The organism is Duganella sp. CT11-25 (assembly GCF_047302815.1).
Lineage (GTDB): Bacteria > Pseudomonadota > Gammaproteobacteria > Burkholderiales > Burkholderiaceae_D > Rugamonas.
This window is the reverse complement of record NZ_JBKBFD010000001.1, coordinates 7095309-7119158: the sequence shown is the minus strand read 5'-3', so window position 1 is coordinate 7119158 and position 23850 is coordinate 7095309. Positions and strand designations below refer to the sequence as shown.

Sequence of the window (23850 nt, the reverse complement as noted above, 5' to 3'; positions counted from 1 at the left end):
CGTAACATGCCTGTCCTTGTAGTTTATGTTGGCAATCCCACCAATTATAGTGCGGAATTGCCTATACGCATCCTATACTCCGGTATAGGTGGTGCGGCACGCCGCTGCGGCGGAATTCAATGCTACATTGGCAGGATTCGATCCCTTTGAGCGGTTTATGCCGGCGCGCATACGACCTAGAATCAGTTCATCGCTCAATCACCGAAAACTGACAACCATGAAAACCAAACTGCTGCCCGCCTCCTTCTTCGCGCTGACGCTGGGGCTGGCCGAAACCGGCAACGCCTGGCGCTTCGCACATAACCTGTGGGCGCTGCCGCCGCTGGCGGGCGAAGTGCTGCAGGCGCTGGCCGTGCTGTCCTTCCTGCTGTTCCTCGCCCTCTACGCGCACAAATGGCTGGCGCACCGCGCCGGCGCCGTGGCCGAAACGCGCGATCCGGTGCAATCGGCCTTCCTGGCGCTGATACCGGAATCGCTGATCCTGGTCGCGCTGGCGCTGCAGCCGTACTGGCTGGCCGCCGCCAAGCCCTTGTTCTGGACCGGTTCCGCCCTGAACCTGGCCTACGGCGCCTGGCGCCTGGCCGCGCACTGGAGCGCCAGGCGCGACGCCGTACAGATCGTGCCGCCGCTGTTCCTGCCGTACACCGCCAGTGTGCTGGTCAATGCGCTGGCGGCGGGCGTGTTCGGCTACATCGACTACGGCTGGATGCTGTTCGGCGCCGGCGCCATCTCGTGGCTGATACTCGATTCGGCCATCACCCATCAGCTGATGACGGGCGGCCTGGCCGACAAGACCCGCAACTTCATGGGCATCTACAGCGCACCGCCGGTGGTGGCACTGGTGGCCTACCAGGTGCTGGCCGGCGCCGGCGCCAACGCGGCGGTCACGTATGCGCTGGCCGGCTACGCGCTGTTCGTGTTCGCGGGCCTGGCCTTCGCCGCGCGCTGGCTGGCGCAGCAAGACTTCGCACCCGGCTATTGGGCCTACACCTTCGGCATCGCCACGCTGGGCCAGGGCTTGATGCTGATGGTGGAACATAGCCGCAGCCCCGTGCTGGAAGCCGTCGCTGCCGCGGTGTTTGCAGCCACTCTGCTGCTGGTGCTGTACGTGGCCTGGGGTTCGCTGCGGCTGCTGGCGCGCGGCAGCTACCTGCCCGCCGCCCCGCAAGCGGTAGCCGGCACATGATGAAGACGCTGGCCCTGGTGCTGTTCCCCGGCGTGCAGTCGCTGGACGTCTCCGGGCCGATGGACGTCTTCGCCGAAGCCAACGCCTACGTCGGCGAAGGCCAGGGCTACCGGCTGGTCACGGTCGGCACCGCGCCCTACCCGATCCGCGCCTCCAACGGCCAGCAACTGGGCGCCGACCTTGGCCTGGACGACGCCGGCCACGCTTACGACATCGTACTGGTCGCCGGCGGGCCGCAGCTGCCGCAGGCGCCGGACCACCCGCAGCTGTCGGCCTGGCTGCGCACCGTGGCGCACAGCGTGCCGCGCTACGGCTCCATCTGCACCGGCGCCTTCCTGCTGGGCCGCGCCGGTCTGCTGGACGGCAAGCGCGCCACCACGCACTGGAGCGACGCCGCCCAGCTGGCCGCTCAGTTCCCGCTGGCGCAGATCGAGCATGACCGCATCCACGTGCGCGACGGCGCGCTGGTCACCTCGGCCGGCGTCACGGCCGGCATCGACCTGGCGCTGGCATTGGTGGCGGAAGACCATGGGCCCGCCGTCGCGCTGGCGGTGGCCAAGCGCCTGCTGGTGCTGGCGCAGCGCCAGGGCGGCCAGTCGCAGTTCAGTCCTTATTTGTCCGAGGCCGCCGCGCCGAACGAACTGGCGGCGGTGATCCAGCGCTACGTGATGGACCACCTGGCCGAAGCGCTGTCGGTCGAGCGCCTGGCCGAAGTGGCCGGCATGAGCCCGCGCAATTTCGCCCGCCGCTTCGTCGAGGAGATGGCCGTCACGCCGGCCGAATTCGTGCAGCGCGCCCGCATCGACGCCGCGCGCAATCTGCTGGAGGGTGGCGGACTGGCGCTCAAGACCATCGCCTACCGCTGCGGTTTCGGCAGCGCGGCGCGCATGCGGCTGGTGTTCGCGCAGCGCTTCGGCGTCACGCCCAACCAGTACCGCGACAGCTTCCGCGCGGTGCGCGGCGGCGATTGACATCCAGCGAGACATCCCCAACTATAGGGGGATGAGCAAACTGCCGACCGCCGCCGAACTGTGGCAAGACTTCCACCCCGCCGTGGCGGCGTGGTTTCGCTTGACTTTCCAAAACGCAACGGAAGCCCAGCAACGGGCCTGGCCCTTGATCCGCAGCGGCCAGCCGACGCTGATCGCCGCGCCGACCGGTTCGGGCAAGACGCTGACCGCCTTCCTGGCCGCGATCGATGCGCTGGTGCGCGAAAGCGGCACCGGCCCGCTGCCCGATGAAACGCGGGTGCTGTACGTGTCGCCGCTGAAGGCGCTGTCGAACGACATCCGCGTCAACCTGCTGGCGCCGCTGGAGGGCATCGCACGCGAACTGGAGGCGATGGATCTGCCGCCGCACGGCATCCGCAGCGCCGTGCGCACCGGCGACACCACGCAGGCGGAACGCAACGCCATGCGCAGGCGCGCGCCGCACATCCTGGTGTCGACGCCGGAATCGCTGTACGTGCTGCTCGGCTCCGACAGCGGCCGCGCCATGCTGTCGACGGTGCGCACCGTGATCGTCGACGAGATCCACGCGGTGGCCGGCGGCAAGCGCGGCAGCCACCTGGCCCTGAGCCTGGAGCGGCTCGATGCGCTGTCTGCGCGGCGGCCGGTGCGCATCGGCCTGTCGGCCACGCAGAAACCCTTGTCGGCCGTGGCGCGGTTCCTCACCGGCGCCGGGCGCGATTGCGCGGTGGTCGACGTCGGCCATGTGCGCGCGCGCGACCTGAACCTGGAGCTGCCGCCGGTGCCGCTGGAAGCCATCATGGCCAACGACGTATGGGAGCGCGTCTACGACCGCCTGGCCGAGCTGACGGTCCTGCACCGCACCACGCTGATCTTCGTCAACACCCGGCGCATGGCAGAGCGCATGGCGCGCCACCTGGCCGAGCGCCTCGGCGCCGAACATGTGGCCGCGCACCACGGCAGCCTGGCCAAGGAATACCGGCTCGACGCCGAGCAACGCCTCAAGCGCGGCGAGCTGCAGGTGCTGATCGCCACCGCCTCGCTGGAGCTGGGCATCGATATCGGCGACGTCGACCTGGTGTGCCAGATCGGTTCCCCGCGCAGCATCGCCGCCTTCCTGCAACGGGTCGGCCGCTCCGGCCACCATGTCGGCGGCCTGCCCAAGGGCCGGCTGTTCCCCCAATCGCGCGACGATTTGATCGAATGCACCGCGCTGCTGGATTGCGTGCGGCGCGACGAACTGGATCTGCTGCGCATCCCCGTCGCCCCGCTGGATGTGATGGCGCAGCAGATCGTCGCCGAGGTGGCCTGCCGCGAATGGAGCGAGGATGCGCTGTTCGCGCTGCTGCGCAACGCCTCGCCCTACGCGCAGCTGGAGCGCAAGCAGTACGACGCCGTGCTGCGCATGCTCACCGACGGCTACACCGGCCGCCAGGGTGTGCGCGGCGCCTACCTGCATCGCGACACCGTCAGCGGCACGCTGCGCGGACGGCGCGGTGGCAAGCTGACCGCCGTCACCTCCGGCGGCACCATACCGGACAACGCCGACTACACGGTGCTGCTGGAACCGCAGGGCCAGAATATCGGCACGGTGCACGAGGACTTTGCCGTCGAGAGCCTGGCCGGCGACGTTTTCCAGCTCGGGAACACCTCCTATCGCATCCAGCGCATCGAGGCCGGCAAGGTGCGGGTGGAGGACGCGCACGGCGCCGCGCCGAACATCCCGTTCTGGCTGGGCGAAGCGCCGGGCCGCAGCGACGAGCTGTCGATGGGCGTGGCCCGCCTGCGCGGCGAGATCGACCGGCTGCTGGCCAGCGCAGCAGATGGCGAAGCGGCGATCGAGCGCGCGGTCGACTGGCTGATCGGGCATCTCGGCCTGAACGAAGCCGCCGCGCGCCAGATCGTCGAATATCTCGCCCGCGCCCGCGCCGCGCTGAGCGCCCTGCCCACCCGCGATACGCTGGTGATGGAGCGCTTCTTCGACGAATCCGGCGGCATGCAGCTGGTGCTGCATTCGCCCTACGGCAGCCGCATCAACCGCGCCTGGGGCCTGGCGCTGCGCAAGCGTTTCTGCCGCACCTTCAACTTCGAGCTGCAGGCCGCCGCCACCGAGGACGCCATCGTGCTGTCGCTGTCGGACAGCCACAGCTTCCCGCTGGATGAAGTGTGGCGCTACCTGCGTTCCACCAGCGCCGAACACATACTGATACAGGCCCTGCTCGATGCGCCGCTGTTCAACGTGCGGTGGCGCTGGAACGCCACCACCTCTCTCGCGCTGCCGCGTTATGCGGGCGGCCGCAAGGTCGCGCCGCAGCTGCAGCGCATGAAGAGCGACGACCTGCTGGCGGCCGTGTTCCCCGACCAGGCGGCCTGCCTGGAAAACATCGTCGGCGAGCGCGAGCTGCCCAGCCATCCGCTGGTCGACCAGACGCTGGACGACTGCCTGCACGAGGCGATGGACAGCGAAGGCTGGCTCGCCCTGCTGCGCCGCATGGAAGCCGGCGAGGTGACGCTGTTGTCGCGCGACCTGCCGGCGCCGTCGCCATTGGCGATGGAGATACTCAACGCCCGTCCCTACGCCTTCCTCGACGATGCGCCGCTGGAAGAGCGCCGCACGCAAGCCGTCATCAACCGCCGCTGGACCGATCCGGCCTCCACCGACGACCTGGGCGCGCTGGACGCCGGCGCCATCGCCGCCGTGGCCGACGAAGCCTGGCCGCATGTGCGCAACAGCGACGAGATGCACGAAGCGCTGACTTCGCTGGCTTGCGTCACGCACGACGAAGCGGTGCGGGAAGAAGGCTGGCTGGCATGGCTCGAAGGCCTGTCCGCCGGCGGCCGCGCCACGCGCCTGCGGGATGCGCGCGGCGGTGTCGATTTCTGGGGCGCGCTGGAACGGCTGGCCTGCCTGCAGGCAGCCTATCCCGGCGCCGTCGCCAAGCCGGAGCTGGCGATCCCCGACAGCCTGCTCGTCAATGGCGACGAAGAATGGACCCGCGACGCCGCGCTGGTCGAGATCATGCGCGCGCGCCTGAGCGGCTTCGGTCCTCAGCCATTGGCCAACATCGCCGCCGCGCTGGCGCTACCCGAAACCACCGCCACCATCGCGCTCACGCAGTTGGAAAGCGAAGGTTATGTGATGCGCGGCCGCTTCAACCCCGGCGCCACGGCCGAGGAATGGTGCGAACGCCACCTGCTGGCGCGCATCCACCGCTACACCATCAAGAGTCTGCGGCGCGAGATCGAGCCGGTGGAGCGGCAGGACTTCATGCGCTTTCTGTTCGAATGGCAGCACCTGGCGCCGGACACGCAGTTGCAGGGCGTGGACGCGCTGCCCCAGGCGCTGGCGCAGCTGGAAGGCTATGAAGCGGCGGCAGGCGCATGGGAGAGCGAGCTGCTGGCACTGCGCGTGTCCGACTACGAGATGCAATGGCTCGATGACCTGTGCCGCGCCGGGAAGATCGTCTGGACCCGCGTCGGCGCGCCGTCCAGCGCCGCCGGCGGTCCGGTACGCAGCACGCCGCTGGTGCTGCTGCCGCGCCGTCAGCTCGGCCTGTGGCATGCGCTGCCCGCAGTGCCGGCCGAAGTCGAAGTCTCGCCGCGCGCCGCGCGCGTGCTGGCGGCGCTGCGCCGCGACGGCGCCATGTTTTTCGACGAACTGGCGAACGACGCCCGCCTGCTGCCGGTGGAACTGGAGAACACGCTGGGCGAGCTGGTGGCGACGGGCCTGGTCAACGCCGACAGCTATGCCGGCCTGCGCGCCATGCTGGTTCCGGCCAACAAGCGCGCCAGCAACGACAAGCGCCGCCGCCGTGGCGCGGCGCCGACGATGGAAGAAGCCGGCCGCTGGGCGCTGGTGCGGCGCGGCGACGGCGTCACCATCACCGAGCGCGTGGTGGAAACCGCACTACCCGTCACCCCGGTTGCGGCCATCGTCGAAACGTCCGGCGGCGCGACAGCGCAGCCGGCAGCCAGGCCCGCGGCACCGGTGCGCAAGCCGCGCACCGATCCGGCGACGCTGGAGCATATCGCCATGACGCTGCTGCGCCGCTATGGCGTCATGTTCTGGCGGTTGCTGGAGCGCGAAGCCGCATGGCTGCCATCCTGGCGCGAGCTGCTGCCGGTCTACCACCGGCTGGAGGCACGTGGCGAGATACGCGGCGGGCGTTTCGTATCCGGCCTGTCCGGCGAACAGTTCGCGCTGCCGGAGGCGATCCCGCTGCTGCGCGAGATGCGCCGCCGCCCGCATGACGGCGGCCTGGTATGCATCTCCGGCATCGACCCGCTCAACCTCTGCGGCACGCTGCTGCAGGGCGACAAAGTTCCGGCGCTGGCCGGCAACCGCCTGCTGTTCCGCGACGGCGTGCTGGTCGCCACCCAGGCATCGGGAAAATTCAACTACCTGCTCGGCGGCGAGGAGCGCGAACTGCTGCACGCCCGCCTGGTCGGCCGCGGTTAGCCGCGCAGTTGGCCGGTCTACAGCTGGCGCGCCTCGAAGGTATTGCACTGCGCGACCTGACCGGTCTCTATCCCCTTCCTGAACCACCGCACGCGCTGCTCGGAGGTGCCATGCGTGAACGAGTCCGGCACCACGCGCCCCTGTGCCTGGCGCTGCAGGGCGTCGTCGCCGATCGCGGTGGCCGCCTTCAGCGCGGTTTCGATGTCGCCCTGCTCAAGGATATGGCGCGCCTGGTTCGCGTGAAATGCCCAGACGCCGGCGAAGCAGTCGGCCTGCAGTTCCAGCCGCACGGAAAGCGCGTTGGACTGGCTTTCCGAAGCGCGCCGCCGCGCCTGGTCCACCTTGCCGGAGACTCCCATCAGGTTTTGAACGTGGTGCCCGACCTCATGGGCGATCACATAGGCTTCGGCGAATTCGCCGGAAACCTTGAAGCGCTCCTGCATCAGGCGATAGAAGCTCAGGTCGATATACACTCTCTGGTCGCCGGGGCAGTAGAACGGACCGGTTGCCGTATCTCCCGTGCCGCAGGCGGTCGGAGTACTGTCGGAAAACAAAACCAGCTTCGGCTTGACATAGGTCTCGCCCCCGGCACTGAACAACGCGGTCCAGGTGTCCTCGGTATCGGCCAGCACGGTCGACACGAATTTCGCCTCATGGTCGGAAGCAGGCGGCGCATGCGCCGGAGCCTGCTGCTCCGAAGTCATGCCCCCACCGCCACCACCGCTTAACAAATTCAGCAGAGTGACCGGACTGATACCGAGAAAATACGATCCGACCAGCGCGACGACGATGGTGCCGATGCCAATCGAACGCCCGCCGAAGCCGCTCCGGCCGCCACCGCCGCCTTCACCACGCCGGTCTTCCACGTTGTCGCTTTGGCGATTGCCTTCCCATTTCATATTTTCTACTCCCGAGTGGATTTTCTGATATCACTATACGCCGCCCGGGCCAAGGGGAGCAACGTTTTACCCCGCACTGTGGCATAACGCACATTGCGCCCCTTGCACGGGGCGTAGCATGTGCTCATGAGAACATCTCGACCCATCAATATTTTGCTCGGTATTCTCGCCACACTGCTGGTGGTGGTCACTGCGCTCATCGTCTTCGTGCTGACCTACGACTGGAACCGTGCGCGCCCGTGGATCAATCACAAGGTATCGGAGACCATCGGCCGCGAGTTCGCCATCAACGGCGACCTGCGCGTGCGCTGGCACCAGGGCGACGCCACCGAAAGCGGCTGGCGGCGTTATGTGCCACGCCCCGAGATCAGCGCCAAGGAAGTCCATATCGTCAATCCCGACTGGACCAAGGCCGGCCCGCAACTGGCCGATGTCGGCAGCATCGTCGTCTCCGTGCATCCGCTGCCGCTGCTGCACAAGGAAGTCGTCATCAGCGACCTGGCGCTGGACAGCGTCACCGTCGCCGCCGAACGCCGCGCGGATGGCAGCAACACCTGGACCTTCAAGGACAACGGCCCCTCCGCATGGGACGTCGATATCCGCCGGCTGGCCTTCAGCAACGGCACGCTGCGCTACGTCGACGGCGGTATCGGCCTCGATCTGCGCGCCAAGGCCATCTCGCTCAGCGATGCGAATGCGCCGAAGTACGGCATGAAGTTCGATCTCGGCGGCACCTATCACAACGCGCCGATCAGCGGCGGCGGCCGCGCCGGCGCCGTACTGACGCTGGACGCTGAGCACACCAACTTCCCGCTGGAGGCCAACGCCACGCTGGGCAAGAACAAAATCGGCATCTCCGGCACGCTGACCGATCCACGCACGCTGTCCGGCCTCGATCTGAAGCTGTCGCTGGCCGGCGCCAGCATGGCCGACCTGTATCCGCTGACCGGCGTGCTGCTGCCGGAGACGCCGGCCTACGCCACCACCGGCCGCCTGATTGGCAAAAAACGTGGCGAGCTATGGGACTGGACCTACCGCGAATTTATCGGCACAGTCGGCGGCAGCGACCTGGAAGGCACGCTGAATTACAGTCCGCGCAAACCGCGGCCGCTGCTGACCGGTGCCCTCACCTCGCGCCAGCTGCGCCTGGACGACCTGGGGCCGACCATCGGCGCGGAGAGCAATGCCGGCAAGGCCTCGCGCGGCAAGGCGAAGAACCAGCCGGCCGGCAAAGCCCTGCCGGTGGAACAATTCAACACCGCCAAATGGGATGCGCTGGACGCAGACGTCAAATTCACCGGCAAGAAACTGGTGCGCACGCACGACATTCCTCTGCAGGATATCGAAACGCGCATCGTCATGAAGAACAAGGTGCTGACCCTGACGCCGCTGAACTTCGGCATGGCCGGCGGCGACATCACCTCCAACATCAAGCTGGACGGCGGCAAGAAGCAGATCGATGCGCAAATCAAGATGGCAGCGCGCCACCTGAAGATCCGTGAGCTGTTCCCCAAGCTGCAATCGATGCAGGCCAGCTTCGGTGAAGTCAACGGCGACGCCGCGCTGGTCGGCACCGGCAATTCGATTTCCTCGATGCTGGCCACGTCCAGCGGAGAACTGGGTGCGACCGTCAGCGAAGGCTCGATCAGCAAATTCATCCTGGAAGCGGCGGGCCTGAACCTGGCCAACGTGGTGTTTGTCAAGCTGTTCGGCGACAAGCAGATCGAGCTGAATTGCGCTGCCGGCGATTTCGTGGTCGAACACGGCAAGGCGCAAACGCGCCGCTTCGTCATCGACACCAAGGAAGCGGTGATCGACATCACCGGCGGCATCGACCTGGCGCAGGAGACGCTCGATCTCGACGTGCGGCCGAAGACCAAGGGTGTGCGCATCATCTCGCTGCGCACGCCGCTGTACGCCAAGGGCACCTTCTCCAATCCAGATGTGGGTCCGTACAAAGGCCCGCTGGCGCTCAAGGCCGGCGCCGCCGTGGCGCTGGCCACCGTCATGGGGCCCGCCGCGGCCATCCTGCCGTTGGTGAATCCGGGCCGCGTGGAGCCGGTCGATTGCGCCGCCGCGTTGAAGGAAGCAAATCAAACCCGCAACGTAACCAGGACGACGCAAGCCAAGCCACAAAAAGTGGCGCCGCAAGCGAACGCGCAGAACGTGCAGCCGCAGGTCAAGCGCTAAAGAAAACTACCGCGTATATAGTCTCACGCCAAAGGCCGGCCCCGCCGTGTGGCCGGGCTCCGGATCGAAGCGCACCACGATAGTCGACTTGCCGCTGGTGAGCCGCTCCGGTACCGGATAATCCTGGTCGATAAACTCACCGGGCCGGCTGCCGTCCAGTACCACATGGGCGATGCGCTCGCCGTCCACGCTGATGTGGAAGTCGCGGTTGCGTTCCTCACCCCAGTAGGTCGCCTGCAGCGCCAGCGCACCCGGGCCGCTCTTCATGCGGAAGCTGAAGTAGCCGCCGGTGCGCGCATCGCGGCCGTTGCGGCCACGATAGGATACCGGATACGAGATATCCGACTGCAGGTCGTGGTCCCGCTCCGGCTGCATCTCGCCGAGGTGCATGACGTCGACCGAGCGCGCCGCCAGATCCTTGAGCCGCGCCTCCTCCTTTCGGAACGCCACCTCCGACGCCGCCCACTCCGACTCGGTATAGGCATTGAAGTAGACCGCCGCGCGCCGCTCGTACTGTGCAAAGAACGGTGTGAACTTCATGTCGCCCGGCCGTCCGCTGCCGACGCTGCGGTACACGGCTTTCGCCTTGTCGCCCTCCGCGAACGAGGACAGGATGTTGGTGCCGACCAGCGCCGGCGCCAGTCCATTGAACGGCTTGTCGGCCGCGCCCAGGTCGGCCGCCAGTACCATCGGGCCGAGCAACAGCGCCACCACACGGTCGTTGCCGGCCGCCGACTCCAGCCGCAGGTCCAGCGGCAGCGACAGGCGCACCGTATCGCCCGCGCGCCAGCGGCGGCGTATCAGCGCATAGCCCTTATCGCGGGGCGCCGCGAACTGCTTGCCGTTGACCAGCAGCGTGTGGCCCGTCGCCCAGGCAGGAATCCGCAGCGCCAGCGTGTAGTAGCGCTGCCCCGCCAGCCGCTTGACCTTGATGTCGATGTCGCCTTCGAAGGGATAGCGCGTCGTCAACTCCAGCCGCGCGGCCGCCGCCGTCCAGTCCACCATCGAAGGAATGTACAGGTTGACGAACAGCGTGTCGGCATTCTCCCAATAGATCGAATCGCCATGCTTGGCGTGGCTCTCCATGCCCGACAAGACGCAGCACCAGAAATCGTTCTCCTCGCTGGAGAACTCGCGCGCGGTGCCGGACATCAGCGGCGTCATGTAGGTAAACATGCCGGTGCGCGGATTCTGGTGCGCCAGGATATGGTTCAGATGCGTGCGCTCGTAGTAGTCGAAATACGCGGCGTCCGGCGCCCAGCTGTACAGGTGGCGCGTCATCTTCAGCATGTTATAGCTGCAGCAGGCCTCGCAGGTTTGCTCGGTGATGTGGGCGGCGATAGTGTCCGGTCCGGAGAAGTATTCGCGGTCGCCGTTGCCGCCGATGACATAGCTGTGATGCCGGGTGACGGCCTTCCAGAAGAAGCCGACCGCGTCGGCGTCGCTGCGGCGGCCGGTCAGCTCGTGCAGGCGCGCCAGGCCGATCAGCTTCGGTATCTGCGTGTTCGAATGCAGGTTGGCCAGTTCGTCGCGGCCCTGCGCCAACGGGTCCAGCACCTTGTGGTGATAGAGCCGCTGCGCCAGCGCCAGCCAGCGTTTATCGCCGGTGCGCGCATACAGCTCGGCAAAGCTCTCGTTGATACCGCCATGCTCGCACCCCAGCACCTGCTGCACCTGCTCGTCGCTCAGCGCCGCGAAGACCTTCCCGATATAGCCGCCCAGGTCCAGCGCCACTTGCAGCGCCTGCGCGTTGCCGGCATACGTCTGCGCATCGAACAGGCCGGCGAACACCTTGTGCCAGTTGTACAGCGGTACCCAGCAGCCGTTCAAATCGAAGCCGGCGGAGCGGATCTCGCCGCGCATGATTTCGGGGAAGATCTCCTTGCCGTCGACTACCGTGCCATCTTTGCGCTTGCGCATGAAGCCCGCCGCGTAGCCGTCGCCCTGTGCCTGCTGCACGCGCGCCAGTTCGGCGACGATGTAATCGATGCGCGGCTTCAGTGCCGGCAGCCCGGTCTGCGCATGCATCAGCGACAGCGCCGACAGGTAATGGCCCAACCCTTCGCCGGCGATGGTGTCGGCCTCCCAGCCGCCGTACAGCGCGCCCTTGGTCGGCAGGCCGGCAAAGCGGTGGTAGTTATGCAGGAAGCGGTCGGCGCTCAGGCGCAGCAGATAGGCCAGGTTGGCCTGGACCGCATCGGCATAGACCGACGGCAGCAGCCGCACCGCCGACAGCGGCACCGCCTTCGCGGCCGATGGCACGCCGCCGACGGCCGTGGCGGCGCTGGCCCGCATGCTCCATCCGGACACCAGCCCAAGGCTGGCGGCGCCCTGCAACAGCAGCCTGCGTTGACGAGACGATGGAGACGCGCGCATACCTATCCTTGAAAAATCAGCCCAAGGGATAATGTAACGCCATAGCGCCTCGGCCGTCTTGCATCGGCGGCCCGCAAAAAATGACGAATTCTGCACAAGGCTATCCGGGTTGATCCGCCTCGGCCTCGGCGCGATGGACCGGCAGGGTCACCTTGAAGGTCGTGCCGCGCCCCACTTCGCTCTCGACGTCGATGCTGCCGCCATGGGTCTGCACGATGGCATAGGTCAGCGACAAGCCCAGGCCCGTACCCTTGCCAACCGGCTTGGTGGTGAAAAACGGATCGAAAATACGCGAGCGGTGTTCCGGCGCGATGCCGGCGCCGGTGTCGCTCACCGAGAACCAGACCTTGTCGTCCTCCGCGCCGGTGCGCAGCGTGATGGTGCCGCGCGCCGGCGCGATCGCGTGGGCAGCATTGATCACCAGGTTCATGATCACCTGGTTGATCTGCGACGACAGGCATTCGATATCGGGCAGCTTGCCGTACTCCTTGACCACGTCGGCGCTGTATTTGACCTCGTTGGCGACGATGTTGAGCGTCGAATCCATGCCGCGGTGCAGGTCGAACCAGTGCCAGGTCTGCTGCGCATCGACGTGCGAGAAGTCCTTGAGATCCTGGACGATCCGGCGCACCCGTTCCAGGCCGTCCTTGGACTGGTCCATCAGTTGCGGGATATCCTCGCGCAGGTAATCCAGGTCGATGTCCTGCCGCAGCGCGCCCAGCGCCTGCGCCACCGCCGGCGCGCCGATGTCCGCCTCGGCGTCCTGGTAGGCCTGCAGCATTCCGAACAGCTGCTTCACATAATTCTGCAGCGTGCTGAAATTGGAATACAGGTAGCCGATCGGATTGTTGATCTCGTGGGCGACGCCGGCCGCCAGCTGGCCGATCGACGCCATCTTGTCCGACTGCAGCAGCTGATTGCGGGCGGCCTCCAGCTTGCGGTTCAGTTCCAGCAAACTGTCGTTGCTGGCGCTCAGCTGGTCCATCATGCGCTGCTTGTCGGCCAGCTGCTCGGCCAATTGGCGGTTGCGCTTGCCCAGTTCCTGCGACATGATTTCCAGCGAATTCTCGATCAGCAGCCGGTCGTTTTCAAAGCCCTGGTAAGCGTTGTCGATCGCCTGGCTCAGGCCCGTGATATCGGTTTCGCCGTTGCGGCAGTACTTGCGCAGCTGACGCTCCAGTAGCGGATGCATGCCTCACTCCTCGCTGAAGGTGGTCACTGTCATGGTCTGGTTATGTAGTTCGCATCGGGTCAACGCGCTGTGCGGCGCGATCTCGCCATAGGAATAAAAGCCGGCCAGCACCGCCTGCGCCCCCAGGACATCGGCCACGCCCTCGGTCTCCTCCTCGATGCGCTGCTGCAGCACCAGCTTGCGGCCGATGCAGCTGATCAGGATGGCCAGCTCGGGCGCGCTGCCGTTCAGCTGCACCAGGTTGTCCTCGGCCGCCAGGATCGCGCCGTCGACCAAGCGGTTGAAATTGGCCTTCATCAGCTGGACCGAGGCGCCGACCGGCATGTCGCCGGCGAAGGTCATGCTCTGCGCGGCCTCGTCGACGCCGAGCACCGTACGCACCACATACGTGTCGGTGTCCGACTGGTGCAGCGCCAGCGGGAACAGCAGAGCCGACGCCGGCAAGCCGTCGGCCTGTTTGCCGAGATAGGTCTTGTATAAGGTCAGCGCCGACTCGCCATCCAGCTCGAACAGCAGGTTGCCCTCGGCACGGGTGATCCGGCGCTCCGGCCCGAACGCATCCCAGCCGCCGACCGAGCCGTATCCGATGCGCAGGCGTTCGCCGTAAAATCCGATCGCCGCCACCATCTGACGCGCGGCAGGTGCATCGGCCAGCACCACCGTGGCGCCGAAGTCGGCGCCGTCGCCGGCCAGGCCGCCGGTGACGTTGACGCCCGGCGGCAGCGCCGCCCGCAGCCCAAGCACCAACTCGCTGCCATTGACGTGCAAGCCGTCGGACAACACCATCACGTGGCGCAGTCCCTCGCCGAGCAACTGGCGCGACAGCGACTCCCCTGCCTGGCGGCTGTCGGAACTCAGTTCGACTTTGGCGGCCACCATGCGCACCCGGGTATCGGCAAAGCGCAGCGCCGTGATCACGACGCTACCGTCATGCACCTCGGTGCCGCGAATCTCGCCGGCGGTACTGCAGCCGGCGATCAAGGCGCGCGGACACGCGCGGCGCAACGCGGGAAACAGCGCGGCATCCTGCAGCAGCAGCCGCGCGCCGAACACCAATATCAGATCGGCATCGGCCGGAAGGTCCAGCTCAGCCAGCGCGGCGCTCTGGGTGATCTGGAATTGAGTGATTTGCATACGCTCCCCCGTGGACATCGCCGGTTGATTGTATGGTGAAAACAGCGTTGCCAGTGTTGCGCGCAATGATTTTTTTTGCCATGGACATGCGTCACTTGCATCATGCGATGCAAGTGACCGCAGCGCTCAACGTGGTGCGGAAAACGCCCCCATGCCGGTCAAGGCGCCGCCTGCATGCGGATGGAAACTGCGCAGCACCGGCAGGCTGCCGTCGGCCTGTCGCGGCGCGTCCCAGCCGGCGCTGGAGATGTCCTCGAAATCGGCGGCGCCGACCGGCGTCGGCAAGGTCCATGAATTGCCGGCCATGTCGAGACCTTCCGTGTTGGCGGTCGGTTTGGGACCGTAGGCGATGTTGCGGCGCAGGTTGCCCAGGTTGACAGGACTGCCGTCCGCCGCGATGCCCAGCATGTTGTAGTCCGGCCGGTTGTCGAAGGCGGTATTGTTGAAGAAATCGACCGCCAGCGGATGGTGGTTGGCGTAGAAGCCCGCCGCCTTGTTGGCGAATGCGACCGAGTAGCGCACCGTGTGCTTGACGCCATTGGCGGCATACTTGCCGCTGTAGCCGCCGGCCTTGATGCCGTTGCCGTTGCCCGCCTCCAGCGGCGTCATGGTCCCCGGCAGATAGCCCTGCAGCCACGCCCACGAATACTCGATGGTCACCGGTGAATACGCGTTGATCAGATCGAAGCCGTCGTCCGAATTCGCCCACGCGCGGCAGCCCCGGAACACATTGCCCGGCTGGCCAGCCTTGATGTGCGCACCGAAACCGTCGGCGCTCTGCCCCGCGCCGTTCGAGGTATAGGGATCGTAGTTGTGATGCGAATCGCTGTTGAGCACCAGGTTGTAGGCGCCGTCCTTGATGAACAGTCCCGGCCCCATATTGTGGTGCAGGTTGAGCTGCTCGAAGATATTGTGACTGCCGCTGATCCACACGCCCCATGACTCATGATTCAGCCGGTTCTCCGGCTGCTGGGGAACGCCGGTCACCTCCAGCCCCTTCATGTGAATCCAGCTGGCCGTGACGTTAAAGCCCTTGACGCGGCAATCATCCTTCATCGCCGAAAAATCGAACACCGGCGTCTCGCCGGGATAGGCCCAGTAGCGTATCGGCTTGCCGTCGCTACCGTCCTTGTCCAGCGTGACGGCGTTGACGGTCGCGGTGCGGCTGGCGCAGGCGTTGACGCCCGCCGTGTAGACATAGCGGCCGCCACGAAAATAAACGGTGTCGCCGGGCTGCGCGCGCTCCTGCGCGTGCGTCGCCGAGCGCCACGGCGCGGCCTGCGTGCCGGCGGCGGCATCGCTGCCGTTTGGCGCCACATAATAATCAGCCGCAAACGCGGGCGTCAGCGCGCAGCCGCACAAGAAGAGGACAAGTCGATTTATCATGCCCTTATTGTAGAGAGCATCGGGCCGCAGCGGCAACGCGCCGCGAAAAAATCATCAATCTGATAATCGTCAGCCGGACCTGCTCCACTCGCACCAGCCGCCGTCATAGACGCTGATATCGCTCCAGCCCATCAGCCACGCATAAAAAAACGCCATCGAAGCGCGCCAGCCGGTGCCGCAATAGAACACGGTGCGTTGGCCGCCGACGATGCCCGCCTCCGCCCACTGCCGGCCGATGTCGGCTGCCGGCTTCATGCTGCCGTCCGCGCAGTGATAGGTGCTCATGCTATTGACGTCGCCGTCCTCGCCGGCCTGCCCCCAGCGCGCACCGGGAATATCGCCGGCCGCGCTGATGTAGCTGTAGCCCGAGACCTTGCCGGTGAATTCGGCCTCGGTGCGGATGCTGGCCAGCGTGCCGTCGCGCCGCTCCAGCAACGCGCGCACCTGGGCGGTATCGATCATGTACTCGGGATGCGCGGGGAATGCCACGCCGAAGTCACGCGCGGCTACGCTCAAAGGCGCCGGCCCGCGCTCGCAGGGATGGCCGCCCGCCTGCCACAGCGCGAAGCCGCCATCGAGCAGCCGCACATCGCCGACGCCCGCATACAGCAGCAAATGCGCCAGCCGCGCGGCCGCCAGGTTATTGCGGCCGTAAAGTATCACCGTCGTATCGTGGCGCACGCCGCGCGCCAGCAGCAGCGCCAGCAACGCGTCGTCCGACACCTTGTTCCACAAGGGCGCCTGCTCGACCTGGCAGGTATCCACATACGCCGCGCCGGGAATATGCGCCTGCTCGAACAGCGCCGCGCCGCCGCAGCCGACTTCAAACAAACGCCACCCGCCAGCCGGCGCAGCGGCGATCATCGCCGCCAGCGACGCGGGCGCGATGAGCTGGCGCCCCCGGACCAGGTCCTGGCGCACATCGGCAATGGCGGAAAAATCACGCATATGAAAGGGAATCTGACGCAAACCTCGTTATTTTACCCGCGCCGCGCCGGGCATCCGGTTTTTCAGTCGAAGCGCTCGAAGACCTCGGTCAGGAACTCGACAAAGGTGCGGATCCGCGCCGATAGCTGGTGCCGCTGCGGATACACCGCATAGATGTCGGCGTCCGGCGTGCGGTAGGCCGGCAGGACCTGCACCAGCCGGCCCGATTCCAGATAGCGCTCGATATCCCATTCGGCCCGCATCAGGATGCCGTGGCCGTCCAGCGCCCAGTTGACGGCGATCTCGCCATCGTTGGTCGCCAGGTTGCCGCGCACCTTCACCGCTTCCGCGTCGCGCTCGGACTCGCGTCCGCTGAACAACCGCCACAGGCCATAGGCCTCGTCCCCCTGCCGGATGCAGATGCAGTTATGCCGCCGCAGTTCGGCCGGGGATTTCGGTTCGCCGCGCGCGGCCAGGTATTTGGGCGACGCGCACAGCAGCCGCCGGTTCGACGCCAGCCGCTTGGCGATCACGCGCGTATCGGCCGGCGCGCCGAAACGCACGCAGACGTCGAACTGGTCGTCCGTCAGCGCCGGCGGATCGACCGACAGCTGCAGCTGCACGTCCACCTCCGGATACCGCAGAACGTACTTGGAAATCGCCGGCGCGATATGCAGGCGCCCGAATCCCAGCGTCGCATTGACCCTCAGTTGCCCTTTCGGCATGCCCTTGGACGTGGTCAGCAACTGATCGAGGTCGGCGATCTCGCCCAGGATGCGGCGCGCATGCTCCAGCAGGACCTCTCCTTCCGGCGTCAGGCTCATGCGCCGCGTGGTGCGGTTCACCAGCGGCACGCCCACCCGCGCCTCGATGATCGACAACCGCTTGCTGACCGCCGAGGTGGTGATGCCCAGCTCCCGCGCCGCGCCACTGAGGCTGCCGGCGCTCGACAGGGAGACGATAAAGCCCAGTTCCGCAGGCTGGAATCCGCTGGTACTCATGAATGATTGTTGAGCTGGAGGTTAACAATGGCTTGAGTTTAGCCTTCTTAAACAGTGCCGTCCAGCCCTTACAGTGCACCCACTACCCGCCACCCATACACAGGAGACACCCCATGAAGACCTACCACATCGCAACCATTCCAGGCGACGGCATCGGCAAGGAAGTCGTGCCGGCCGGCCAACAGGTGCTGGCCGCGCTGGCCGCCGACAGCAAGACCTTCAAGTTCGAATTCGAAGACTTCGACTGGGGCGGCGACTACTACCGCCGGCACGGCGTGATGATGCCGGCCGACGGCCTGGACGCGCTGCGCGGCAAGGACGCCATCCTGTTCGGCTCCGCCGGCGACCCGGACATCGCCGACCACATCACCCTGTGGGGCCTGCGCCTGAAGATCTGCCAGGGCTTCGACCAGTACGCCAACGTGCGCCCTACCCGCATCCTGCCCGGCATCGACGGCCCGCTGAAGCGCTGCAAGCAGGAAGACCTGAACTGGGTGATCGTCCGCGAAAACTCGGAAGGCGAGTATTCCGGCGTCGGCGGCCGCGTGCACCAGGGCCATCCGATCGAAGCCGCCACCGACGTCTCGATGATGACCCGCGTCGGCGTCGAGCGCATCCTGCGCTTCGCCTTCAAGCTGGCGCAGTCGCGCCCCCGCAAGCTGCTGACCGTCATCACCAAGAGTAACGCCCAGCGCCACGCGATGGTGATGTGGGACGAGATCGCGCTGGAAGTCTCGCGCGATTTCCCGGACGTCGCATGGGACAAGGAACTGGTCGATGCCGCCACCGCGCGCATGGTCAACCGCCCGGCGACCCTGGACACCATCGTCGCCACCAACCTGCACGCCGACATCCTGAGCGACCTGGCCGCCGCGCTGGCGGGCAGCCTGGGCATCGCGCCGACCGGCAACATCGATCCCGAGCGCCGCTATCCGTCGATGTTCGAGCCGATCCACGGCTCCGCGTTCGACATCATGGGCAAGGGCCTGGCCAATCCGGTCGGCACCTTCTGGTCGGTGGTGATGCTGCTGGATCACCTCGGCGAGCACGACGCGGCCAAGAGCGTCATGCAAGCGATCGAACACGTTACCGCCAACCCGTCGCTGCACACGCGCGACCTGGGCGGCACGGCCACCACCGCCGACGTGACCCGCGCCGTGTGCGACTTCCTGGGCACGGGCCAGCAACGCAAAGCAGCCTGAGTGGCGCCTCCCGACCAGCCGCAGAGCATGGCGGGACGCGATCCGCGTAGCACAACAGAATAGGAGACCTATCATGTACAAGCGTTTTTTTGGAAAACTATACGTCCAGGTCCTGATCGGCGTCATCGCCGGCGGGCTGCTGGGCTTTTTCTACCCGCAGCTCGGCAGCGACCTGAAGCCGCTGGGCGACGGCTTCATCCGCCTGATCAAGATGGTATTCGCACCGGTCATCTTCGCGATGGTGGTGCTGGGCATCGCCAAGATGGAGAGCATGAAAGAGCTGGGCCGCGTCGGCGTGCGCGCCCTGATCTACTTTGAAGTGATGTCCACCTTCGCCCTGCTGCTCGGGCTCATCGTGGTCAACATCGTCCAACCCGGCGCCGGCATGAACGTCGACGCGCACACGCTGGACACCACCAGCATCGCCAGCTACACGGCCGCCGCCGCCAAGCACGACACATTCATGGGCTTCGTTCTGAATATGATCCCGGTCAGCGTGGTCGACGCCCTGGCCAAGAACGACATCCTGCAGATCCTGGTGTTCGCGACGATGTTCGGCGTGGCGCTGTCGCACATGGGCCGGCGCGCCAAGCCGGTGGTCGATTTCCTGGAGGCGTTCAGCAACAGCATGTTCATCGTGGTCGGCATGATCATGCGCATCGCGCCGCTGGCGGCGTTTGGCGCGATCGCCTTCACCGTCGGTAAATACGGCCTCGGTTCGCTGGTGTCGCTGGGCCAGCTGATGGGTTCCATGTACCTGACCTGCGTGGTGTTCGTGTTTGTCGTACTGGGCCTGGTGGCGCGCGTCTCCGGCTTCAGCCTGCTCAAGTTCCTGCGTTACATCAAGGATGAGATCTTCACCGTACTGGGCACCAGCTCGTCGGAGTCGGTGGTGCCGCAGATGATGCGCAAGCTGGAACATATCGGCGTCTCCAAGCCGGTGGTCGGCCTGGTGATCCCCGCCGGCGTCACCTTCAATCCGGACGGCCAATGCATCTACTACACCATGGCCGCCATCTTCATCGCCCAGGCCACCAACACGCCGCTGACCATGATGGACCAGTTTATCGTGCTGGGCGTGCTGATGCTGACCTCCAAGGGTTCGGCCGGCGTGACCGGCTCCGGCTTCATCACGCTGGCGGCGACGCTGGCCTCGATGGGCAAGATCCCGGTGGCCGGCATGGTGCTGCTGCTCGGCGTCGACCGCTTCATGTCCGAAGCGCGCGCCATCACCAACACCATCGGCAACGCGGTCGGCACCATGGCGATCGCCAGCTGGGTCGGCGCGCTGGACCGCGACCGCATGCACCGCGTGCTGAACGGCGAATCCACGCCGGAAGAGATGCAGGCGCTGTACACCCAGGACGAGCCCGAGCACGCACCGGCCGAACTGGCGGTCGTGCACAAGGCCTCGGCTTGAACGGGAGAACACCATGAACCAACGCGAGCTGCTGCTCAATATGTTCGAGGCCGCGATCGCCGCCGCACAGCCCGCGCTGTGCGTGCCGCCCGCCCTGCCCGAGGCGCCGAAGGGGCGGCTGATCGTGATCGGCGCCGGCAAGGCCTCGGCCGAGATGGCGCGCACGGTGGAGCGCAACTGGCCAGGCCCGCTCACCGGGCTGGTGGTCACACGCTACGGCTACGCCGTGCCTTGCGAACGCATCGAGATCATCGAAGCGGCCCACCCGGTACCCGACGCCGCCGGCCTGGCCGCCGCGCGCCGCATGCTCGACCGCGTGCAGGGCTTGAGCGCCGATGACACGGTGCTGTGCCTGATCTCCGGCGGCGGCTCCTCGCTGCTACCCTTGCCGGCCGACGGCATCAGCCTGGAAGACAAGCAGCACGTCAACCAGCTGCTGCTGCAATCGGGCGCCAGCATCAGCGAGATGAACTGCGTGCGCCGCCACCTGTCGGCCATCAAGGGTGGCCGGCTGGCCGCGGCCTGCCATCCGGCGCGGGTGGTCACGCTGCTGATCTCCGACGTGCCCGGCGACGACCCGCGCGACATCGCCTCCGGCCCGACCGTGGGCGACGCCAGCACCTGCGCCGACGCGCTGGACATCATCCGCCGCTACGGCATGCGGTTGCCGGAGCATGTGATGGATGTGCTGCGCAGCGGCCGCGGCGAATCGGTCAAGCCGGACGATCCGCGCCTGGCGCGGGCCGAAGTGCGCATCGTCGCCACGCCGCAGATGGCGCTCGACGCCGCCGCGCGGGTGGCGGCCGGCGCCGGCGTCACCCCCTACATCCTGGGCGACAGCCTGGAAGGCGAGGCGCGCGACGCCGGCAAGGTCATGGCCGGCATCGCGCTGCAGGCGGCGCGGCGCGGCCAGCCGTTCGCGGCGCCGTGCGTGCTGCTGTCCGGCGGCGAAACCACCGTCACCGTGCGCGGCCAGGGGCGCGGCGGACGCAATGTCGAGTTCCTGCTGTCCTGCGCAATCGCCCTGCAAGGCGAGGCCGGCGTGCACGGACTGGCGGGCGACACCGACGGCGTCGACGGCCAGGAGGAAATCGCCGGCGCCTGGATCGCCCCCGACACGCTGGCCCGCGCATGGGCCGCCGGCCTGCGCCCGAGCGACAGCCTGGCCGACAACGACGGCCACGGCTTCTTCCAGGCGCTGGGCGACAGCGTCGTCACCGGCCCCACCCTCACCAACGTCAACGACTTCCGCGCACTGCTCGTGACGCGCTAACCGGACACCATCATGCACCGCAACCGCAACGCCAAGATCGTCGCCACGCTCGGCCCGGCCAGCAGCGACAAGCACACCATCCTCGCCCTGTTCAACGCCGGCGCCGACGTGTTCCGCCTGAACTTCAGCCACGGCAATCACGCCGACCACAAACAGCGGCTCGACATCATCCGCGCCATCGAGCGCGATAGCGGCCGCCCCATCGGCGTGCTGCTCGACCTGCAGGGACCGAAGCTGCGCCTGGGCGTCTTCGGCGACGGCACGGTCACGCTGACGCCGGGCGACGCCTTTCGCCTGGACATGGACCACGAACTGGCCGGCGACCGGCACCGCGTGGCGCTGCCGCATCCGGAGATCTACAGCGCGCTGGAGACCGGCACCGAGCTGCTGATCGACGATGGCCGCGTGCGGCTGCGGGTGGAGTCGTTCGGGCCGGAGCATGCCGAAACCCACGTCGTCATCGGCGGCCGGGTGTCGGACCGCAAGGGCGTCAACGTACCCGGCGTGGTGCTGCCGCTGTCGGCGATGACGGCCAAGGACCGCTCCGACCTCGATTACGGCTTGAGCCTCGGAGTGGACTGGGTGGCGCTGTCGTTCGTGCAGCGTGCCGAGGACATCGCCGAAATCAGGGCCATCGTCGGCGACCGCGCCGGCATCGTCGCCAAGCTGGAAAAACCGGCCGCCATCGCCAGCCTGGAAGCCATTGTCGCCGCCAGCGACGCGGTGATGGTGGCGCGCGGCGATCTCGGTGTGGAAATGCCGCCGGAACAGGTACCGGCGATCCAGAAGCGCATCGTGCGCGCCTGCCGCAAGGCCGGCAAGCCGGTCATCGTCGCCACGCAGATGCTGGAGTCGATGGTCGGCGCGCCGGTGCCGACCCGCGCCGAAGCTTCGGACGTCGCCACCGCGATCTACGACGGCGCCGACGCCGTCATGCTGTCGGCCGAATCGGCGTCCGGCCGGTATCCGCTGGAGGCGGTCGGCATCATGCACTCGATCATCGCGCAGACCGAGGCCGATCCGTACTATCGCGAGGCGCTGGCGGCGCATGACGGCGGTACGGCGGCGCTGGCGTCGGACGGCATCGGCATCGCGGTGCGCAGCGTCGCGCAGGCCTTGAACGTGGCGGCGGTGGTGGCCTACACCAGCTCCGGCTATTCGGCGTTGCGCATGGCGCGCGAGCGGCCGCACGCGCCCATCGTCGGCATGACGCCGCGCCAGGCCATCGCCCGCCGCCTTGCGCTGGCCTGGGGCGTGCATCCGGTGCTGTGCCACGAGGTGGTCGACGTGCTTGAAATGAGCGCGTGGGCCTGCCAGACCGCCAGCCGCGAAGGCATCGCGAGGACTGGCGACACCATCGTCATCTCGGCCGGCATCCCGTTCGGCACGCCCGGCACGACCAACCTGCTGCGTATCGCGCAGATCGCCTAGATCTGCGCCGCGCCGCCGTCGACGAACAGCTCGATGCCGTTGACGAAGCTGCTGTCGGCCGAGGCCAGGAACAGCACGGCCTTGGCGATTTCCGCAGGCTCGCCGAGGCGGCCCATGGGCACCAGCGTCGACAGGTGGCCGAGCAGGCCGTCGACATGCTCGGCGGGCACCAGGCCGGCCAGGCCGGGGGTGCGCACCGGACCGGGACTGATGGCGTTGACGCGGATGTTGCGCGGTTTCAGGTCCAGCAGCCAGGAACGGGCGAAGTTGCGCACGGCGGCCTTGCTGGCGCTGTAGACGCTGAAGTTCTCCGTGCCCTGCACCGAGGTGGTCGACGCGGTCAGGATCACCGAGCCGCCGTCTTTCAGCAGCGGCAGCGCTTTCTGCACGGTGAACAGCGTGCCCTTGACGTTGCCGTCGAAGACGCGGTCGAAATGCTCTTCGGTGATGCTGCCCAGCGGCTGCATGTCGCCGCCGCCGGCGTTGGCGAACACCACGTCCAGGTGGCCGGCCTTGGCCTTGATTTCCGCATATAAACGATCCAGGTCGTCCAGCTTGCTGCTGTCGGCGCGCACGCCGATGGCGCCGTGGCCGATGGCGGCGACCGCCGCGTCCAGTTCGGTCTGGCGGCGGCCGGTGACAAACACCTGTGCCCCCTGCGCCGCGAATTCCTGCGCCGAAGCCAGGCCGATGCCGGTGGTGCCGCCGGTAACCAGTGCTACCTTGCCTTCCAGTTTCTTGCTCATGATCTACTCCTTGGGTGATTGATGTGGCTACTTTATGCCTGTAAGATTGTTGAATAAAGT

Annotated in this window: 16 protein-coding genes; 8 read left to right on the top strand and 8 right to left on the bottom strand. The window is 67.0% G+C overall.

Annotated features, from left to right (window positions below; translation table 11 throughout):
* Positions 1-217 precede the first annotated feature (217 nt).
* The 3 genes from ACEN9F_RS31170 to ACEN9F_RS31160 are packed head-to-tail and all read left to right on the top strand — an operon-like array spanning position 218 to position 6613.
* Positions 218-1186: a hypothetical protein gene (locus ACEN9F_RS31170; protein ID WP_413426608.1), complete on the top strand. Its 969-nt coding sequence runs from the start codon at positions 218-220 to the stop codon at positions 1184-1186.
* Positions 1186-2157: a GlxA family transcriptional regulator gene (locus ACEN9F_RS31165; RefSeq protein ID WP_413427238.1), complete on the top strand. Its 972-nt coding sequence runs from the start codon at positions 1186-1188 to the stop codon at positions 2155-2157. Before ACEN9F_RS31170 ends, ACEN9F_RS31165 begins: the two co-directional genes overlap by 1 nt.
* Positions 2158-2188: 31 nt before the next feature.
* Complete coding sequence (locus tag ACEN9F_RS31160) at positions 2189-6613, top strand: DEAD/DEAH box helicase (RefSeq protein WP_413426606.1); 4425 nt, start codon at positions 2189-2191, stop codon at positions 6611-6613.
* 17 nt (positions 6614-6630) lie between these two features.
* Here ACEN9F_RS31160 and ACEN9F_RS31155 read toward each other — a convergent pair whose 3' ends face one another.
* Positions 6631-7512, bottom strand: a complete 882-nt coding sequence (locus ACEN9F_RS31155; protein ID WP_413426604.1) for a neutral zinc metallopeptidase — start codon at positions 7510-7512, stop codon at positions 6631-6633.
* A 126-nt stretch (positions 7513-7638) separates the two neighbouring features.
* Between ACEN9F_RS31155 and ACEN9F_RS31150 the strand changes: the two genes are divergently transcribed.
* The gene (locus ACEN9F_RS31150) at positions 7639-9702 is read left to right on the top strand and encodes an AsmA family protein (RefSeq protein ID WP_413426602.1); all 2064 of its coding nucleotides are present in this window, start codon (positions 7639-7641) and stop codon (positions 9700-9702) included.
* A 6-nt stretch (positions 9703-9708) separates the two neighbouring features.
* Here ACEN9F_RS31150 and ACEN9F_RS31145 read toward each other — a convergent pair whose 3' ends face one another.
* The 6 genes from ACEN9F_RS31145 to ACEN9F_RS31120 form a co-directional block, all read right to left on the bottom strand.
* Positions 9709-12078, bottom strand: coding sequence for a beta-L-arabinofuranosidase domain-containing protein (locus ACEN9F_RS31145; protein WP_413426600.1), 2370 nt, complete (start codon positions 12076-12078; stop codon positions 9709-9711).
* 100 nt (positions 12079-12178) lie between these two features.
* On the bottom strand, positions 12179-13270 hold the full coding sequence (locus tag ACEN9F_RS31140; protein ID WP_413426598.1) for an ATP-binding protein: 1092 nt from the start codon (positions 13268-13270) through the stop codon (positions 12179-12181).
* A gap of 3 nt (positions 13271-13273) precedes the next feature.
* Positions 13274-14404, bottom strand: coding sequence for an FIST signal transduction protein (locus tag ACEN9F_RS31135; RefSeq protein ID WP_413426596.1), 1131 nt, complete (start codon positions 14402-14404; stop codon positions 13274-13276).
* Positions 14405-14530: 126 nt separating this feature from the next.
* Positions 14531-15790 (bottom strand): right-handed parallel beta-helix repeat-containing protein, encoded by a 1260-nt coding sequence (locus tag ACEN9F_RS31130; protein WP_413426594.1) that lies wholly within the window; start codon positions 15788-15790, stop codon positions 14531-14533.
* A gap of 69 nt (positions 15791-15859) precedes the next feature.
* Entirely contained in the window at positions 15860-16738 is an 879-nt protein-coding gene (locus tag ACEN9F_RS31125) for a sulfurtransferase (protein WP_413426592.1), read from the bottom strand.
* A gap of 62 nt (positions 16739-16800) precedes the next feature.
* Positions 16801-17718: a LysR substrate-binding domain-containing protein gene (locus tag ACEN9F_RS31120; protein ID WP_413426590.1), complete on the bottom strand. Its 918-nt coding sequence runs from the start codon at positions 17716-17718 to the stop codon at positions 16801-16803.
* Positions 17719-17831: 113 nt separating this feature from the next.
* On the opposite strand from ACEN9F_RS31120, the gene ACEN9F_RS31115 reads away from it, so the two are divergent.
* From ACEN9F_RS31115 to pyk, 4 genes are all read left to right on the top strand, one after another.
* On the top strand, positions 17832-18920 hold the full coding sequence (locus ACEN9F_RS31115; RefSeq protein WP_413426588.1) for a tartrate dehydrogenase: 1089 nt from the start codon (positions 17832-17834) through the stop codon (positions 18918-18920).
* A 73-nt stretch (positions 18921-18993) separates the two neighbouring features.
* Positions 18994-20340, top strand: a complete 1347-nt coding sequence (locus ACEN9F_RS31110) for a dicarboxylate/amino acid:cation symporter (RefSeq protein ID WP_413426586.1) — start codon at positions 18994-18996, stop codon at positions 20338-20340.
* A 13-nt stretch (positions 20341-20353) separates the two neighbouring features.
* The gene (locus tag ACEN9F_RS31105) at positions 20354-21613 is read left to right on the top strand and encodes a glycerate kinase (protein WP_413426585.1); all 1260 of its coding nucleotides are present in this window, start codon (positions 20354-20356) and stop codon (positions 21611-21613) included.
* Positions 21614-21625: 12 nt separating this feature from the next.
* A complete protein-coding gene (gene pyk / locus ACEN9F_RS31100; protein WP_413426583.1) occupies positions 21626-23044 on the top strand; it encodes a pyruvate kinase in 1419 nt (472 codons plus the stop codon).
* Here pyk and ACEN9F_RS31095 read toward each other — a convergent pair.
* Positions 23041-23790 carry an SDR family NAD(P)-dependent oxidoreductase gene (locus ACEN9F_RS31095; RefSeq protein ID WP_413426581.1) on the bottom strand — a complete coding sequence of 250 codons (750 nt, stop codon included), beginning with the start codon at positions 23788-23790 and terminating at the stop codon, positions 23041-23043. The two genes, pyk and ACEN9F_RS31095, sit on opposite strands and share 4 nt — an antisense overlap.
* Between the last annotated feature and the right edge of the window lie 60 nt (positions 23791-23850).